The following is a 17,150-nucleotide window of genomic DNA, read 5'->3' as shown; positions in this document are numbered from 1 at the left end:
ATTGACTTACTCGTTTTGTGTATATTATCATAATAAATATAACTTACACATAATGAGTAAGAGGTGGAAACATGAAACTTGAAAATTTACGAGAAGAACGAATATTACAAGGAAAAACACAAACGTATATGGCGAAAAAACTTGGATATAAGTACACGAGTGGCTATGCAAATATAGAAATGGGCCGAACAAAGCCCAGCTTAGAAATAGCCAAGCATATTGCAGATTTGCTAAATATCGGTGTTCAAGAGCTTTTTTTTGGTCAAAAGTTACACAAAAAGAGTAATAGTCGTAAGGAAGACCGTTCTTAAAAAGGGGAGACAAACAGAATGAATATCGAACATCCGATGGTGACACAAATGAATGATTTCGGCTATCCAAAACGTTACTGGCCATATGAAATGTCCCGAAATGGTTATCGATTAGAGGACGAGAACCGTGAGAAAGGATTTGATGATGATGAGACATCAGATGACATTTGATGCCCGAAAAGAAGCACAGCATTGCCTAGTACAAGCTGGCGGCTGGATCACTTTTCATCAAAAAGAGCCGATGTTTGCTTTCCCCACGGCAGAAGAAAAACGCACATACATGACCCTCATGGCAGAAAAAGACGTTGATGACAATAAGAAGGAAAGGATGAATGCGACATGAATCGATTGAAGCAAATCATGACATTCCTGAAATGTTTGCTCAATGCGGGTCAAAACGAACAAGACATTCGGCAGTGGGCGAAGGATGACGGGAGATCGTAGCATGGTCCTTCATTTTATCATTGAAAAAGAACATTTATGCAAAAAAGAGACATTGATAAACAGAATTCAAGCAGCCGCAAAAGCGCAATGCTCAAGCAGAATAAAAGGCGCATTATCACTCGACATTCGCTTATTTTACAATATGCCCATTGATCTAGCGAACAGCCAAGACACGCGTACATCTGCTGAAAAAGGCTTGATACGCCCAGTACACATCAGCATTCTTCAACCAAGTTTGCAGTATATACAAGAAGCACTTCATGCCTTTACCGATGACGCCTCTTTACAGATTGTAGAATTAAGAGTTTCACAGTTTTATAGCATGCGTCCTCGAATGGAAATCATCTTAAATACGATGGGTGATGATATGAGATCCTCACCACCAAATAAGGAGACAAGCATATGAACGAGCCAAAACAACTCATGATTCAAGAAAACCAGACATTTGTCGGTGAAATGGAAAAAGGAAAGATTCAAGTCATTGTGTTAGATGGAAACGTAGGAACGGCTTATATGATGGATGTACCTGAGCATGGAAAAACGATTATTCAAACAGCAAAAGGACATTTTGCAAGAGTCGATCACGAGATTGGTTTTAAAATCAGCTAGCCTGATGAACAAGAATAACTGAATAAGTCCAAGACGGAAAGCCTGCGGACACTGATCAAGACCCTATAAAAAGGGGCTGATTGGTGTCCGTTTTTTATTTTCTTAAAAAAGGGAGAGAGCACAGATGCAAGATTTACTGATCGAATATAAAAGAAGTTTAAAAGATGCCAGAAAACGATATGAACAATTGAAAGACAAAGAAGAGAAACAGATGTCAGATCAGGACAAACATGATCAAAAAATGATCGCCAGTATGGTCAGCGATCTAGAATACGTGGTGGAATGGCTTCAAATCGGTAGAGAGCCAGGCGCACGCAGAGGATTAGACAGAAGATCTGTGTATCAGCGCACCATTCTTGCCAATCCAGAAGTATTAGAGGCTTTATCACATGAATACACCCTCATTCAAGAGAAAGAAAGAGAGGTAAGTGAGCGAGACAAAAGGCGAATCGATGAAGCTTTGTCTGTTTTAACAGATCGAGAGAAAGACGTATTTTTTATGCACACAACGCAGGGTCTGTCATTTAGCGAGATTGCGATTATGCTAGATGTAAAAAAAGGAACAGTCCAAAAACATATGGAAAGAGCTCGGACCAAAATGTCCAAAAAAGTACAAGAACGCCTATTCAAAGCTGCTGAATAGGTGTTTTTTCTTTCATCACTCAATCTTCAAAAGCTTGTCTTACAGTTGCCACCTATAGTTAGAAAGACCAAACGAATGTTTGCTAGCCCGGCACAAATGATTCCTCTTCAGGGAATCATTCGAACTAAAAGGAGGCGGCAGGTGAATGTAAATGAAAGATAAACGGATAGAGGCTAAGCAGGATTATATGAAAGGGATGACGTACCAGCAGCTAGCGGATCATTACAACGTCTCCATCCATACCGTCAAATCATGGAAAAGACGATACGGCTGGCAAAGACAAAAAACACCGTCAAAGCAGGCGCACTCGATTTTTCATCAATTTCTTTCAGATGAAACGATTGAAATCATGGAAAAAATGGATGGGCGCACATCTCTTGATATCATCTGGGATCAAATTCAAATTCAATACGCAGCCATTATTCGAGCGCAGCGCATCATGCATGTAGCAGATCAAGATGACATGATCAAAGAACTGAAAAAGGCGACGTACTTGCCTTCTTCATTAGAGGAAGAAACAGGTGAAGGCATTCATCCAGAGCCAGAGATCACGGCAGAGGAATTTTCGTTTCAATTTTCATGGGATCGGCATGCTACTTTTTTAAATGCCCAATCTCGTGCAATGGGAGAGCTAAGACGGCTGATTAAACAGTTTGAAGAGCTCGCTCATGCGAAAGATGAACGAAGATTAAGGCTGAAGCAAATTGAGCTAACAATCGAAAAAACAAAAAAAGCAGTTCGTGAGGAAAAAGAAGAAGATCTTCATATCATGATCAAAAGAAAAGAGGACGATTCATGACGCCGTTGATTGAAAAAGAAGTCAATCCTCACTTTGAACACTTTTTGTTCGATTGGAATCAAAAGTTTCAGTTTTTAGTAGGCGGCTATGGCTCATCCAAAAGCTATCACATTGCTTTAAAGCTGATCTTAAAGCTGCTTGAGGAAAAACGGACAGCACTTGTCATTCGAGAAGTGTATGATACGCACCGGGAGTCGACCTATTCTCTTTTACAAGAAATCGTCAGCGATCTTGGCATCGATCATCTAGTAAAGTGCCGCAGTTCACCGCTTGCTCTCACTTTTCGCAATGGGAGCAGCATTTTATTTAAAGGACTGGACAAGCCTGAGAAATTGAAGTCGATCAACAACATCTCAATTATTTGGATTGAGGAGTGTTCCGAGGTTTCTTATGAAGGGTTTAAAGAACTGCTTGGAAGGCTGAGACATCCGGTTTTACCTCTTTATATGATGTTATCGACGAATCCCGTTGGTCAGGATAATTGGACGTACAGACATTTCTTTCGAGATGAGCAGCTGAAACGTTTTGTCCTTGATGACGAAACCTTATACAAACAGCGAACCATCGTGATAAAAGATACGTACTATCACCACTCAACAGCAGAAGACAATCTATTTCTTCCTAAAAGCTATGTCAAGCAGCTGGATGAGCTGAAAGAATACGATCCAGATCTTTATCGAATTGCAAGGAAGGGATACTTCGGTATCAATGGCACAAAAGTGTTTCCGCAATTTGAGGTCAGACAGCATACTGACGTATTAGAAGCGATCGGGCAGATTGAAAGACCGCTGAAACGAGCGGGGATGGATTTTGGATTTGTCGAATCCTACAATGCGCTCATTCGGTTAGCTGTCGATCATGAAAAAAAGTACTTATATATTTATTGGGAATATTACGACCGCGGGAAAACGGATGATGAAACAGCTGTTGATCTGAAAGAATTTGTTGAATCAAAGGAACTCATTAAGGCAGATGCAGCAGAACCTAAAACGATTCACTATTTTCGGCAGCGCGGATTTCAAATGGTCGCTGCACATAAGTTCCAAGGCTCACGTTTGCAATATACAAAGAAAATCAAACGATTTAAGAAAATCATTTGTTCTGATGCTTGCCCTTATACCATCTATGAACTTCAATCACTAACCTATAAGGCAGATAAGAACGGCCGCTTACAGGAAGATGAATTTCAAATCGATCCACACACATTATCCGCCATTTGGTATGCGCTAGATGATTATGAGGTGACCGATTTGAAACAGACTGCTTCAGAGCGTGTCCGTCCAAACCGAGAGAGGAGGTCCATACAATGAAACAATTAAAAGCAACGATTATGAAGGCCAACATGTCTGATCATACAAAACAAATGTATGAGGATGAATTTTCATACGAAAAAGATGACATTGTCCCCCCGCCCTACCATATCAATGAATTAAAAAGCATGGCAGAATACTCAACGATTCTTCAGCAATGTATAGATGCGTATCGAACAAACATTTTAGGTTTTGGATTTGGGGTGGAATACGCCTTTGATTTTAATGCGGAAGATGTGAAACCGGTCAAAAAGAAGACAGCCGAGAAGGAATGGACAAGACTCGAAGAGTTTACGAAATACATGAACTATGATGAGTCTGCTGACGTAATTCTTGGTTATGTCCTAGAAGACCGGGAGAAAACAGGAAATGGCTTTTTAGAGGTGCTGCGGGATGGACAAGGAAAGCCGGCAGGAATCGAGTATTTGGATGCACTCCATATCCGCATTTGCAAGCTAAGTGAGCCAGTCGACGTCGAATTCCGCTACACAGAAAACGGCGAATTAAAGACGATGAATCGCAAGAAACGATTCCGAAAATATGTGCAGGTCATCAATGAGAAGAAAGTCTTTTTCAAGGAGTATGGTGATCCGCGCATATTAAATTGTGAAACAGGCAAGTACGATGATGCTACACCAGAACCGCTTCAAGCAACAGAAGTCATTCATTTTAAAATTGGCAGTGGGACGTATGGGATTCCCCGCTGGATTGGCAACATCGTCAATATGTATGGCGCACGAAAAGCAGAAGAGCTGAATTATCTTTATTTTAAGCAAGGACGGCATGTACCTGGTGCCATCATTGTCGAAAACGGCATGCTGTCAGAGACTTCTTATCAGCAGCTACAAGATTATATGGATGATATTGAAGGCTCTGACCATGCGCATAAGTTTTTATTGCTTGAAGTAGAAGGGCTTCCGACAGAAAAAGGATTAACAGGTGAAGAAGATGTATCAAATGTCAAAGTGAACTTTAAATCCTTGGCGGAAATCCTGCAAGAGGATGCGCTCTTTTTAGAATACGATGAAAAGACGAGAAACAAAATCCGCTCCGCTTTTCGTCTGCCGCCTATTTACACAGGAGAGTCACAAGATTATAACAAGGCCACAGCAGATACCGCGCGTAAAACAACGGAGGAGCAAGTGTTTCAGCCAGAGCGGCATCTTATTACAGGGAAACTCAATACTCTTTTTCTCCCGGATTTAGATATATGGCATGTCCGCTTTCTATTAAATGGCCCTGACTTTAGAGATCCATTAGAGATAGCGAAGGTTCTGACACCATTTATTCAGGCTGGGGCAGTATCGCCAAATGATTTACGAGATCTTGCGGGGCGTATTCTTGGCAAGACGTTAGAGGAATGGCCGGAAGAATTCTACCACCGACCTTTAGAAAGCCGCATAAAAACAGCTGATGGGCTGTCTCCATCTGAGCCAAACCGGCTAGAGAAATAGAAGGACGTGAGCTTTTTTTGAAAGGGGGTGAACATATGCCAAGGGAATTAAAAAACGCAAAAATTACGCATGTTTCCTATGTAGACAGGGCCGCCAACCAAAAGAAATTTTTCTTGATGAAAGCAAAGAAAAAGCAGCCTGACTTTCAAAAAGAAGTCAGTGTCCTGACGAAGGCAGAGGATGCCCATCGCCTCGTATATGGCGTCGTGTATGAACCAAATACACCTGATGCACATCAAGACTTTATGTCGGCCAAAGAAATTGAAAGAGCAGCACACGGTTTTATGAAAGATGCCCGTCACATTGATAAACAGCATGATTTTCAAGACGGTGTTGGCGAAGTCGTCGAATCATACATTGCCCCAGCGGATTTTGAAGTAGGCGGGGAGCTGATTCAAAAAGGATCTTGGGTACTTGTGACAAAGGCATCACAAGATATTTGGGACCAAATTCAGCAAGGCCACATTACAGGCTACTCAATGGCTGGAACAGCAGACATCATCGCAATAGAGGAACACGATCAGCTCCTATCTCAAGAAACGAACGAGAGAGGGCTTTTTTCTTTGCTGAAAAATTTCTTTTTGAAAGAGGAAGGTGCAAATATGCCACAACAATTTTGGAGCGTTTTAGATCATCTGCTGGAAACGTTGCAGTCAAGTGATGGTGATGAATCTAGCGTAAGAGCGGCACTTGAACAATTGATTCCAATTGTGCAGGATGTGTTGAAAACAAATGATGTCCTCCAAACGATTGGCGAAAGACCAGCATCCGTTCAAAAGCAAGATGCCGGATTAACGACTGATCAAGTACGCGAACTAGAAAAAGCAAAAATGGCCATCGACAACGTTTTACAACAAGCGGATAAACAAGGGACAGATCAAACAGGTGAAGAAGAACCTGTACAAAAAGTGCTGGAGCAAGTGGTTGCGCCAATTCGCCATCAGCTCTCTTCCTTAGAGAAATCAGCAGGCAGAGAAAAAGCAGCGATTCAGGATGTGTTTCAGCAACAGCTACTGCCTATTTCAGAGCGGATACACATGCTTGAAAAAGCGCGGGGCATTTCTAAACAAACAAATCACGATACACAAAATGATATGACAAAGCCCATATGGGATGGCTTACTATAAGCCTAAATAAGGAGGAAAAAGTGTGAGAAATCAAGAGTTGATTCGCAAGGCTGAAATGACACTTGCCAGCTTAAAAACAGGCGGTCTCATGAACGCAGCCCAATCCAACACATTCATTAGAATGATGCAAAATACACCAACCGTTTTAAATGATGCACGTATCATTCCAATGGAAAGTGATTCACAAAAAATCGAAAAAATCGGCTTCGGTCAGCGCATTTTACGCCCAGCAGAAGAAGGCAAAGCGCTTGATGCAAAAGACCGTGTTGTCCCAGCGACAAGCACTGTTCAGCTCAATGCAAAAGAAGTCATTGCTGAGATTCATATGACGTACGACAGCATTGAAAACAACATTGAAAAAGACGGGATTCAGCAAACCATTATGCAAATGCTGGCGGAACGAGCGGCAGTCGATATTGAAGAACTGATCGTCAACGGTGATACAACATCACAAGATCCATTTTTAGCTCAAATGGATGGCGTACGAAAACAGGCAGTTTCTCATATTGTCGATGCGAATGGAGCGGAAATTAGCCGTCAAATGTTCAAACAAGGCTATAAAGCGATGCCGTCAAAATATTTACGTGTACCTCAGGATTTCCGTTTTTATACATCCCCAAGTTTAGAGGTCGAGTGGAAAGACCAAGTAGCAAACCGTCAGACAGGTCTCGGAGATGCGGCGATTCAAGGCGGCCTTTCTTCTGCATTCGGTGTTCCGGTCAAAGGTCTTGCCAATATGCAGCCATATGATGAAGAAGGAACAGATGTATCAGATATTTTACTGACACATCCGAAAAACATTATCGTAGGGTTTTCTCGCAATATTCGCATTGAAGTAGAAAAAGATATTCGCAGCCGTAAGTTTATCATTGTTCTGACAGCGAAGCTCGACAGCAAATTTGAGGAAGAGGATGCTGTAGCCAAAGTAATGAAAGTGAAAGAGTAGGTGACAGCAGGCTATGATCATTTCTGCTGAGGAACTACAAGCCTATTCTGTATTTGATCGCGTGAAAAATCGTTCTGTAGAGAGACTAGCGGCAGATATTATTGAAGCAGAAGCAGCGGTATTTCAAATGGTCGGGCACGATTTTACACATGAAAAATATCAGCCCATTCCTGAAAAAGCAAGGATCGCCTTATTAAAAATGGCCCAGTATTTTGCCATGCTGAATGATGACGAATCCATGATGAAAGGCTTGACTTCAGAAAAAATGGGTGATTATTCATATGCAAAGGCAGCGGACAAAGTGAAAGGCAGACCTTATGTGTATGCCCTTCTTGTTGATTATATTGAACCTTCATTAACTGGCGGCAGCGCCAATTTAAAGGTGAGATCATTATGAGCTATGATTCTCTATTAACGGATCGCTGTGATCTTTTTCACTTGGAGAATGAGGAGGCAGTCCGCGGCAAATTTGGTATACCAGCAGGAGATCTGCAGACGGACCTCACTTATCCTGATACACCAAGTATGAGAGATGTGGCTTGCTATGTTGTAGAAAAAAGCCAGTCAATCGTGCAAGAAGAACCGAATACAGTTATCTATCAGTCCTATCTCGTCCATTTCCCTTTAGCAAGCGACATTCGCTTGCATGACAAAATGGTGTGGAACGGCATCTCACTCAAGTTGCAGCAGCCAAAAAGAGTGAAAAATCATCACATGGAAGTGATGGCCGTCAGAAAGGAAAACTTATGAAAATTGATGGACTTGACCGGCTGCTATCCCAGCTCCAACAGGCAAATAGTATCGGCTTAACGGCGCAATATCAAGAGTGGTTACAGGGAATGGGCTTACAGTTCCTAGACATCATTCAAGATGAAATCATCAAAGAAAAGGCTGTTGATACAGGCCGTCTCCTCAATTCCTTTCAAAAAGGTGACAAGGAGAATTACTTTCTCACTTCCCGAGGCGGGCTCACGCTAGAAGTGGGGACACAGCTTGATTATGCCTCTTACGTGAACGATGGACATGCCATTTCTTCAAATGGAGAACGAAGATGGGTGCCTGGCAGATGGAACGGCAGCCGCTTTGAATATGATCCGAATGCCAGTACTGGCATGATGCTTTCATCTCAATGGATTGAAGGAAATGGGTACTGGGATCATGCCGTCATGCTCTATGAACAAATGTTTGAACACTCGCTAGATCGAAAGCTTCAAAGCTGGATCGATCGACATTTTGGGAGGTGATGGAATGAATCAAGAAGTCGGGGCAATCATGCATTATATATACACACGCTTTCCTGTGAAAATGTATGATCGTCTTCTGCCAGAGCGTTTCCAAGTGCCATCTGTTTATGTGCCGCCAGTGACTGTCATTAGTGGTCCAGATACAGTGTCTACTTTTATGAAATCTTATTCGCTGCAAGTGAAAGTGTTTCATATGGATACAGAAAAAGCGCATGATGCGGCGGAAACAGTCGTCGATGCATTGCTTGCTGATCGTCAAATCATTCAGATGATCAGTGAAGATGGAGAGGTGCTTGATGATTATGTCCGCATAAAAAGAGTGGAAACAAGAATCATAGATCAAGGTGTAGCAGCGATTGTCCTGACGTGGGATAGCAGCTATTGGTACAACCGAGATAAACAGCCAAGCCTAGAAGATATCAATTTTTCAGATGGGGTGATCAAACGTGAGCAAGACTAAAAAAACACAGCTCGATCAAACAGCGGGCGAAGAAAAAGAATTTGGCTTTTCATTTGAAGCCTTAAAAGAGCACAGCAAGGATCTTTTTGGGGTAAAACCAGAAATCCTTGAAGGTGCTCTTTTTTATATCAAACATCAACCAATTACAAAAACAGAAGCAAAGAAGCACATCGATGCTTTTTTGTCCAAGGAGGTTTAAAGGATGAACGGAGGCACTTTTACACCAGGTACAGAGAAAAAGCGTCCTGGCATTTACTTTAATTTTAAAACAACAGCAGAGCAGCGAATTACTTTAGGCGAGCGAGGAACAGTTGCACTTCCTCTTGTCATGAGCTGGGGAGAACCAAAAACCTTTATTTCCGTTTCCGATATGGAAGACTTAAATAAAAAGGTCGGGCTTAACATTGATGATAAGTCACTTCTTCTTTTCCGTGAAGCGAAGAAAAAAGCGCAAACGGTTCTACTTTATCGTTTAAACGAAGGAGAGCCAGCCAAAGCGGAAATTGCAGAAAACTTTGTGGTCACAGCCAATTATGGTGGTCAAAAAGGAAATGAGATCACCATTCAAGTGGCAGAAAATGTACTCGACAGCACAAAACGTGACGTCATCACCTATCTTGGAACAGATATTGTCGATAAACAGGTGGTCACAGATGTCAAAGATCTTGTGAAAAACAAATACGTTCAATTTTCTGGTGAAGGCGAAGCGGTCATTACTGCTGGCGCGGCTTTAAGCGGCGGGAAAAACGGTGTGGCAAGTGTCGCAGATTATACAGCTTTCCTAGAAGCAGCTGAAACGGAATACTTTGATGTCATTGCACTCCCAGTCGATAATAGTGAGCAATTAAAAGCAACATTCGCGTCATTTATTGAGCGTTTACGTGATAAACAAGGACGTAAGGTACAAGGCGTTGTGGCTAACTATGCAGCTGATCAAGAAGGAATCATCAATGTCACAAGCGGTGTTGTTTTAGAAGACGGAACAGAACTGACGCCTGCTCAAACAACAGCTTGGGTCGCAGGAGCAAGTGCAGGAGCGAATTTTAATCAGTCACTGACCTTTGTTGAATACGAAGGCGCAGTCGATACATTAGAGCGTCTTGATAATGATCAAGTAGAATACCGTTTATCACAAGGAGAGTTTCTTTTCACTTTCGATGCAAGAGACCGCACGGTGAGCGTTGAAAAAGATATTAACTCTTTGACAAGCTTCACGGTTGAAAAGAACCAGCAAATGGCGAAAAACAAAATCATCCGTGTGCTAGATGCAATCAACAATGATTTAACATTTGAACTGAAAAATTTGATTAAATTACGCAAAGCCAATGGCAATGACATTCCAGCATCAGACGACGGTGTGCAGCTTGTGAAAACACTGATTACACAGTATCTCACACAACTTCAAGATGGAAGCGGCATTACAGGCTTTAACTCAGAAACAGATATCGTCATTGGCCTCAATGAAGATCGTGATGGATTTATCATCGATTTAGCAGTACAGCCAGTAGACGCAGCAGAAAAATTCTATTTCAATGTGGAGGTGAAGTAAGATGGCTTTTAAAGCGCAAAATACAATCTCAGGTAAAGAAGGTCGTCTTTTCTTAGAAGGTGAGGAGCTTGCCTTTATCAAAACGTTTGAAGCAAACGTGGAGAAAAATAAATCAGAAGTGAATGTGATGGGCCGCCGAATGACTGGTCATAAAACAACAGGGGCAAACGGAACAGGAACGGCAACATTCTATAAAGTTACGTCACGTTTCGTTCAACTTATGCTCAACTATGTGAAAAAAGGGGAAGATCCTTATTTCACTCTTCAAGCGGTAATTGATGATAAATCATCAGGCCGAGGCACAGAGCGTGTGACATTATTCGATGTCAACTTTGATTCAGCTAAAATTGCTGGACTAGATGTCGATTCAGAGGCACTTGAAGAAGAAGTTCCATTTACATTCGAAGACTTTGATCTGCCTGAAAAGCTGAAGAATTCTTTCTAAGAAATGTGGAGGAAATTAGCTAATTAATTAGCTAAATAAAAACCAAATATGCTATAATGCAAATGTAATGAAAAATGAATGCATTTGTAATGCACATGGCATTCAATAACACACAAAATGATGTTTACATGCAAAGCGATTTGCATACAATAAAAAGAAGCCAGGATGCGCTAACATCCCGGCAATGTACAATGAGGCCCTTCAAGGGACTGGCTTATCAATTAGATAGTTTTAAGGATAGACTTTCCCTTTCACCTACCAAAGCTCAAGGGGGAGTCTATTTTTTGTTTATATACGTCAACAAAGCAAGGATAAACATCCCGAATAAAAGCATTAGGGAAATCGCTTGGAACGTTGACATGAGCATCACCCCCTTCCTATCGGGGATGAGCCAGACACCCTTGAGCAAGCCGTTCAATTGTACGAGTTATATTATACATGAAAAGATTGGAAAGCACATTCAAAAATGGATGTGCTTTTTTGTATTCAAAAAACAAACAAAAGGGAGTTTTTAAACATGAGCGAAAAACAAACATTTGATCTTTCATTTTTTATGCCAGGACAAACAGTAGAAGCAGAAGAGGTCAAAGTACCAATTTCTAAGCGTTTTGTTGATAAAAAAGGGAATGTCATTCCTTTTGTCTTCAAAGCGATTACTACGGAACGTATTGATGAACTGGAAAAAGAAAACACAACGTTCAAAAATGTCAAAGGCAGAGGCCGTGTGAAAGACTTAGACAGCCAGCGCTTCTACGCACGAATTGCCATTGAATCGACGATTTATCCAGATTTCCGCTCAAAGGAATTAAGAGAAGCCTACAGCACACAAGATCCAGTTGAAGTTGCAAAACGTGTTTTATCTGTCGGCGGTGAATACGCAAACTGGTTAAACAAAGCCATTGAAATCAACGGATTTGAAGACGAAATTGAAGATTTAGAAGATGCAGCAAAAAACTAATAAAAGATGGGGATAAGGAAGCAGTGTTTTTATATTACGCCATGCATGAGCTTCACTATTCCCCATCAGAACTTCTCGATTTATACGAAGCACCCAGACAATTTAAGGCATTCTTATTCGGACTCATCAGCTACAAGCTCGATATGCTAGAAAAAGAAGCAAAGAAAGGAGGGAAATAAACTGGCGAAGCTCACTGCACGATTTGAATTAGAAGACAAAGTATCAAAGAAGCTGTTGCGCATTCAAAAACGTTTTCAAACGTTTGAGAAGCAGCTCAAACCATTTAGAAAACCGGTGAAAATAAGCCTGGAAATGGATGAAAAGAAGCTAAGGAACCTCAATTTATCGATGAGAAGGTTTTCTGTATTGTCCATGAAGCTAGATCAAGGAATCTATCGTGATCTCAAATCATTAACAAACCAGCTGAACATGATACCGAAACAGATGGTCATATCGATTCAAGCAAAAGGACTAGATGTCATTAAATCCAGTATAGATCGATTGAAACAATCCGGAACAAGTCCAATCCTGGTGACGTTCAAACTGAATGATCAGTTGTCAGGAAAAATGTCATCAATCAAAAAATCAATCCTTCAGCTCATGAACAGAACGTACTATATGAGATTAAACATGGTTGACCAAGCCACCGCTGCCATTCAACGAATCAAAAAGACACTCAAAAGCTTGACAATGGCTAAACACGAAATCAGAGTATCTGTTCAAGACAATGCAAAGAGTAAGTTGAAAAAACGAGATCAGGCAGAGTCAGTTGTGAAAGAACAAAACATAAAAAAAGAGCCTGAAGCTGTTAGTCCGCCAGTTAAAACGGATGAACCTAAACAGGGTTGGCTCCAGAGCCTTGCTAATAAAGGGTTAAATGAAATTCAAAAATATGCAGGTGATGTTGCAGACAAGGTGAAAGAAAAATTAAGTCCTAGAAAATTTTGGGACGAAAAGGCACTTCCTTGGGTTGAAAATAAAATGGAAGAGTACAAGCAAGATGTGATCGGAAGAATAAAAGAGAAGATTAAATTTAATCCTGAAAAAAAACTAGATGAATTGGTGACCAATGTATTAGATCGTCTCTTTGGTGCAGGTGATCAATCGAATGGAAGTAGCACTCCAGCGCCAACAACAGCGCCAACAACAGCGCCAACAACAGCGCCAACATCCACACCATCAAATTCAGCTCCCAATAATAAATCTAAGCCGCGAGGTGGTAAAGGTTTGTTTCGCAATAGTTGTTGTCCCTGTTGTGCAAGAGGTTTAAGCAGGGGAGGATCTACTAAAACTAAAAATAGAAATGGTCAATCACCAAGACAACCTAGAAATCCAAATGCCACAACAAGAACCGAAATGAATAGAAGACCTCCAAGTAAATTAGGGGATGCGTTGAAAAATATCGGTAAAGGGAGCGGTAAATTATTAAAGAAAGTACCTATTCTAGGCAGTGTACTTAGTGCAACAAATCTAATTGGTATGAAAAAAGAGAATGCTGGTGAAAAGATCGGTGCGACTGGAGGAGGAATCGCCGGTGGAATGGCAGGTGCTGCAGCAGGTGCTGCTATTGGCAGTGTAGTTCCAGGGGTAGGTACAGCCATAGGCGGCTTAGTAGGCGGCATCGCTGGAAGTATGGGTGGAGAATCTATCGGTGAAACAATTGGAAAATGGTTTGATGGCGGTGGATTTGAGAAGATTGGCCAAAAGGCCATTGAAATCAAAGATCAAATTGTTGAAGTGTGGTCTACAGTTGCGGACTGGTTTATACAAAATGTGTGGACACCATTAAGCAGCACGGTTGGCACAGTAGCAACCACAATCTGGTCAAGTCTAGTCAATGCATGGACATGGATACAAGAAACATTCAGTGCAGTTGCGGGCTGGTTTATCGAAAATGTGTGGACACCGTTAAGCGATACAGTTATTACGGTAGCAACCACGATCTGGTCAAATCTAGTCAATGCATGGACATGGATACAAGAAACATTCAGTGCAGTTGCGGGCTGGTTTATTGAAAACGTTTGGACACCGCTAAGCGACACAGTCGTTACGGTAGCAACCACGATCTGGTCAAGTCTAGTCAATGCATGGACGTGGATACAAGAAACATTCAGTGCAGTAGCAGGCTGGTTTATTGAGAATGTGTGGACACCGCTAAGCAGCACAGTTGTCACAGTCGCTACGGGGATTTGGACAGCATTATCAAATGCGTGGAAAACCATTCAATCAATTTTTGGAGCAGTATCCTCTTGGTTTATGAACAATGTATGGAATCCGCTTGTAGAAACGGTTGGAACCATCAAAGATAGCATTGGGAAGAAGTTTGAAGAAGCGTATAAAGTGGTGACAGATATATGGGATGGATTATCCAAATGGTTTAAAGATAATATTCAGACACCGATCGTAAAAGTGGCAGGTGCCATAAGTAATGGTTTTTCTGCAGCATTTGGTTGGGTTCAAAAGATTTTTGAAAAAGCAGGCGGTATTGTAGATGTTGTAATAAATTGGATCGTTGGAAAGAAAAAACCTGATAATAATGCAACAGGCGGCTATATCACCCAGCCTACCTTATCATGGATTGGTGAAGCGGGTAACGAATTTGTCATTCCAACTCAAAATAACCGGGGCCGTGGGAAGATGTTGCTTGCACAAGCTGCTTCTCATCTTGGAATGTCTGTTGTGCCAAGCAGCAGCGGAGCAGCAAGTCCAGTTTCTAGCTCTCCAGCTTCAATAACGCCGAATGCTCCAGCAGCTCCAACTGCTTCTGCCGGTTCAATTGGTGGAACGGTTTCAATGAATGGAAACATCCAATCTGCCAGCATAGGTGAGCAATTTAATCATGATTTTGAACAAGGGCTGAATCAAAAGGTGGTTTCACTTGATCAATGGAAGCAAAAAAACATTCAGCAGCCATTTAATCAAATGACATCAGATTCAGGAAAGTACGGACAACAAACGGTATCGGCATTTGCTACTGGCCAGCAAATGACACCAACAGGAACTGATAGCTTTTTGCAAAGTTGTGTAAAAGCACCATACCAACAAGTGATGACAGCATCACCAACTTGGGGTTCTGGAACTGTTAGTGGCTTTGCAACAGGTCAAAATGCCACATCAATTGGCACAAGCCAATACGTAGACCAACACGTCAAACAACCATTCCTGCAAGCCAAACAAGAATCACCAGGATGGGGTTCAGGAATGATCGACGCCTTCAATAGCGGCATGCGTTCAAAAGCAAGTGAAGTCACACAAGCTGCCAAAGAAATGGCGAAGAAAGTGGAACAGGCGTTTAGAGAAGAACTAGATATTCATTCTCCTTCACGTGTCATGATGAGTCTAGGGAAATTCGCATCGATTGGTGTCGTCAAAGGGCTCGATTCAGTTGATGTGAAAAAGTTTGCTGAAAATCAAGCGGGTTCATTAATCGGAGCGTTCAGCGGTATGGGTGCTTCAGGTCTTAGTGTTCAGCAATGGCTCATGGCAGCTCTGATGGCGACTGGCACATCGATGAGCTGGCTTCCAGGTCTTATGACAATCGCTCAGCACGAATCAAATGGTAACCCGAAAGCCATCAACTTGTGGGATTCCAACGCCAAGAAGGGAACGCCTTCTAAAGGGTTAATGCAAACCATTGGGCCGACCTTCCATTCCAATAAAGGCAAGGGCATGAATGATATTTGGAACCCAATTCATAATGCCGTAGCAGCCATTAACTACATTAAGGGCAGATATGGAACAGTCTTCAATACACCGGGATTACGGAGTATGAGAAGAGGCGGTCCTTATAAAGGCTACGCCAATGGCGGATTGATTACTCAGGAGCAGGTAGCTAGAGTCGGTGAAGGAAACAAACGCGAATGGATTATTCCAGAAGAAAGAGGCATTCGCGGGAGATATTTATTGACGCAGGCAGCCAAGGCACTTGGGATGCAAGTCTATGATCCATCAAATGCATCTGCTCCTTTACCAGAATCACAGATGCAGCAAGTCACCTCAGCACAGCGAGCTGGGACTGCAACAACGTCAGGCAATAAACAAATCACCATCCAGTTCAATGGTGATCAGCATTTCCATAATGGACAGGATCAGCAATCGCTTGTCGAAAAAATTAGACAAATGCTTGTAGACGAACTGGAAGTAGAGCTTCAGACAGGAACGAAAGGGGTCGTGATCGATGGGTAAATCAGTGTATCAATTGTGGATTTCCCAAGGCAAGGAGAAGTTGCGATTCCCTGTGCTTCCATCCGAACTTGAGATCACAAATAACGTACAAAATGAAACGGTGAAGGTCTCCTCTTTTGGAGAACTGACTTTTATTGATGTACCATCGGCTAAACAAGTATCATTCACCTCATTATTTCCTAAGAAATATTCGCCAATTGCTGAATATAAAAGCATTCCATCACCAGAGAATGCAATAGCGAAAATTGAACGAATGATGCGTTCAAAGAAGTCTGTGCGACTGATTGTGACAGGGACTAAAATCAATATGACGTGCAGCATTGAGAGCTTCACACACAAGGAAGGGTCTTATGACATAGGGGATCGTGAATTTACGATCGAGTTAAAGGAATATAAAACCGCATCGCCTAGGAAAATCAAACGAAAGAAAAAAGCAAAACAAACCAAAAAGAAAAGACCCTCAAAAACACCACCAAAATTGTACACTGTCAAAAAGGGAGATACTCTGTGGGCCATTTCAGGCCGTTTTTATGGCGATAGTACAAAATGGCGGCGTATTTGGAATGCCAATAAAGCAGCGATGATCAAACGAAGTAAACTCAATATTAAACAGCCGGGATATTGGATTTTTCCAGGGCAAAAATTGAAAATACCACAATAGGGGGG

Annotated in this window: 23 protein-coding genes; 22 read left to right on the top strand and 1 reads right to left on the bottom strand. The window is 41.8% G+C overall.

All coding sequences use genetic code 11. The features are described from left to right. Positions 1–71: 71 nt before the first annotated feature. From KVT11_RS05635 to KVT11_RS05550, 18 genes are all read left to right on the top strand, one after another. Complete coding sequence (locus KVT11_RS05635; RefSeq protein ID WP_008344138.1) at positions 72–311, top strand: helix-turn-helix transcriptional regulator; 240 nt, start codon at positions 72–74, stop codon at positions 309–311. 18 nt (positions 312–329) lie between these two features. Further along, positions 330–482, top strand: a complete 153-nt coding sequence (locus KVT11_RS05630) for a hypothetical protein (RefSeq protein ID WP_008344135.1) — start codon at positions 330–332, stop codon at positions 480–482. Further along, complete coding sequence (locus tag KVT11_RS05625) at positions 460–654, top strand: hypothetical protein (RefSeq protein WP_223255589.1); 195 nt, start codon at positions 460–462, stop codon at positions 652–654. The genes KVT11_RS05630 and KVT11_RS05625 overlap by 23 nt, the downstream gene beginning before the upstream one ends. A 102-nt stretch (positions 655–756) precedes the next feature. Next, positions 757–1,161, top strand: coding sequence for a RusA family crossover junction endodeoxyribonuclease (locus KVT11_RS05620; RefSeq protein WP_210552193.1), 405 nt, complete (start codon positions 757–759; stop codon positions 1,159–1,161). Between the two features lie 17 nt (positions 1,162–1,178). After that, the gene (locus KVT11_RS05615) at positions 1,179–1,364 is read left to right on the top strand and encodes an XtrA/YqaO family protein (RefSeq protein WP_370648332.1); all 186 of its coding nucleotides are present in this window, start codon (positions 1,179–1,181) and stop codon (positions 1,362–1,364) included. A 124-nt stretch (positions 1,365–1,488) separates the two neighbouring features. Beyond that, complete coding sequence (locus tag KVT11_RS05610; RefSeq protein WP_007500562.1) at positions 1,489–2,007, top strand: sigma-70 family RNA polymerase sigma factor; 519 nt, start codon at positions 1,489–1,491, stop codon at positions 2,005–2,007. Positions 2,008–2,158: 151 nt separating this feature from the next. Next, the gene (gene terS / locus KVT11_RS05605) at positions 2,159–2,806 is read left to right on the top strand and encodes a phage terminase small subunit (protein ID WP_008344125.1); all 648 of its coding nucleotides are present in this window, start codon (positions 2,159–2,161) and stop codon (positions 2,804–2,806) included. 8 nt (positions 2,807–2,814) lie between these two features. Then, complete coding sequence (locus KVT11_RS05600; protein ID WP_164999012.1) at positions 2,815–4,116, top strand: PBSX family phage terminase large subunit; 1,302 nt, start codon at positions 2,815–2,817, stop codon at positions 4,114–4,116. After that, positions 4,113–5,570 (top strand): phage portal protein, encoded by a 1,458-nt coding sequence (locus tag KVT11_RS05595; protein WP_035389215.1) that lies wholly within the window; start codon positions 4,113–4,115, stop codon positions 5,568–5,570. The genes KVT11_RS05600 and KVT11_RS05595 overlap by 4 nt, the downstream gene beginning before the upstream one ends. A gap of 35 nt (positions 5,571–5,605) precedes the next feature. Continuing rightward, positions 5,606–6,697 (top strand): XkdF-like putative serine protease domain-containing protein, encoded by a 1,092-nt coding sequence (locus tag KVT11_RS05590; RefSeq protein ID WP_210552192.1) that lies wholly within the window; start codon positions 5,606–5,608, stop codon positions 6,695–6,697. Positions 6,698–6,719: 22 nt separating this feature from the next. Continuing rightward, positions 6,720–7,643: a phage major capsid protein gene (locus KVT11_RS05585; protein WP_017358986.1), complete on the top strand. Its 924-nt coding sequence runs from the start codon at positions 6,720–6,722 to the stop codon at positions 7,641–7,643. Between the two features lie 13 nt (positions 7,644–7,656). After that, positions 7,657–8,040 carry a protein YqbG gene (yqbG, locus tag KVT11_RS05580; protein WP_007500574.1) on the top strand — a complete coding sequence of 128 codons (384 nt, stop codon included), beginning with the start codon at positions 7,657–7,659 and terminating at the stop codon, positions 8,038–8,040. After that, on the top strand, positions 8,037–8,393 hold the full coding sequence (locus KVT11_RS05575; RefSeq protein ID WP_060832590.1) for a YqbH/XkdH family protein: 357 nt from the start codon (positions 8,037–8,039) through the stop codon (positions 8,391–8,393). Before yqbG ends, KVT11_RS05575 begins: the two co-directional genes overlap by 4 nt. Then, complete coding sequence (locus tag KVT11_RS05570; RefSeq protein ID WP_060832589.1) at positions 8,390–8,887, top strand: HK97 gp10 family phage protein; 498 nt, start codon at positions 8,390–8,392, stop codon at positions 8,885–8,887. Before KVT11_RS05575 ends, KVT11_RS05570 begins: the two co-directional genes overlap by 4 nt. Before the next feature lie 4 nt (positions 8,888–8,891). Further along, entirely contained in the window at positions 8,892–9,347 is a 456-nt protein-coding gene (locus KVT11_RS05565; RefSeq protein ID WP_046344349.1) for a phage tail terminator family protein, read from the top strand. Continuing rightward, complete coding sequence (locus KVT11_RS05560) at positions 9,334–9,546, top strand: YqzN/YkzM domain-containing protein (RefSeq protein ID WP_008344108.1); 213 nt, start codon at positions 9,334–9,336, stop codon at positions 9,544–9,546. Before KVT11_RS05565 ends, KVT11_RS05560 begins: the two co-directional genes overlap by 14 nt. Positions 9,547–9,549: 3 nt before the next feature. Further along, a complete protein-coding gene (locus tag KVT11_RS05555) occupies positions 9,550–10,896 on the top strand; it encodes a phage tail sheath family protein (protein ID WP_046344348.1) in 1,347 nt (448 codons plus the stop codon). A gap of 1 nt (position 10,897) precedes the next feature. Beyond that, positions 10,898–11,341: a phage tail tube protein gene (locus KVT11_RS05550; protein WP_003213309.1), complete on the top strand. Its 444-nt coding sequence runs from the start codon at positions 10,898–10,900 to the stop codon at positions 11,339–11,341. Between the two features lie 277 nt (positions 11,342–11,618). On the opposite strand, the gene KVT11_RS21000 is transcribed toward KVT11_RS05550, so the two are convergent. Continuing rightward, positions 11,619–11,675 (bottom strand): putative holin-like toxin, encoded by a 57-nt coding sequence (locus tag KVT11_RS21000; RefSeq protein WP_229200408.1) that lies wholly within the window; start codon positions 11,673–11,675, stop codon positions 11,619–11,621. A gap of 183 nt (positions 11,676–11,858) precedes the next feature. On the opposite strand from KVT11_RS21000, the gene KVT11_RS05540 reads away from it, so the two are divergent. From KVT11_RS05540 to KVT11_RS05525, 4 genes are read left to right on the top strand one after another with little or no spacing between them, the layout of a single operon-like run. Next, the gene (locus KVT11_RS05540) at positions 11,859–12,299 is read left to right on the top strand and encodes a phage tail assembly chaperone (RefSeq protein ID WP_008344099.1); all 441 of its coding nucleotides are present in this window, start codon (positions 11,859–11,861) and stop codon (positions 12,297–12,299) included. 41 nt (positions 12,300–12,340) lie between these two features. Then, positions 12,341–12,478: a hypothetical protein gene (locus tag KVT11_RS05535; RefSeq protein ID WP_008344097.1), complete on the top strand. Its 138-nt coding sequence runs from the start codon at positions 12,341–12,343 to the stop codon at positions 12,476–12,478. A 1-nt stretch (position 12,479) separates the two neighbouring features. Then, positions 12,480–16,484: a transglycosylase SLT domain-containing protein gene (locus KVT11_RS05530; RefSeq protein ID WP_411231172.1), complete on the top strand. Its 4,005-nt coding sequence runs from the start codon at positions 12,480–12,482 to the stop codon at positions 16,482–16,484. Next, complete coding sequence (locus KVT11_RS05525) at positions 16,477–17,145, top strand: LysM peptidoglycan-binding domain-containing protein (protein WP_008344093.1); 669 nt, start codon at positions 16,477–16,479, stop codon at positions 17,143–17,145. Before KVT11_RS05530 ends, KVT11_RS05525 begins: the two co-directional genes overlap by 8 nt. Positions 17,146–17,150 lie beyond the last annotated feature (5 nt).

Origin of the sequence: Bacillus sp. GbtcB10 (assembly GCF_019091365.1) — a bacterium.
GTDB lineage: Bacteria > Bacillota > Bacilli > Bacillales > Bacillaceae > Bacillus > Bacillus altitudinis.
This window is presented reverse-complemented; position numbering and strand designations above follow the sequence as displayed.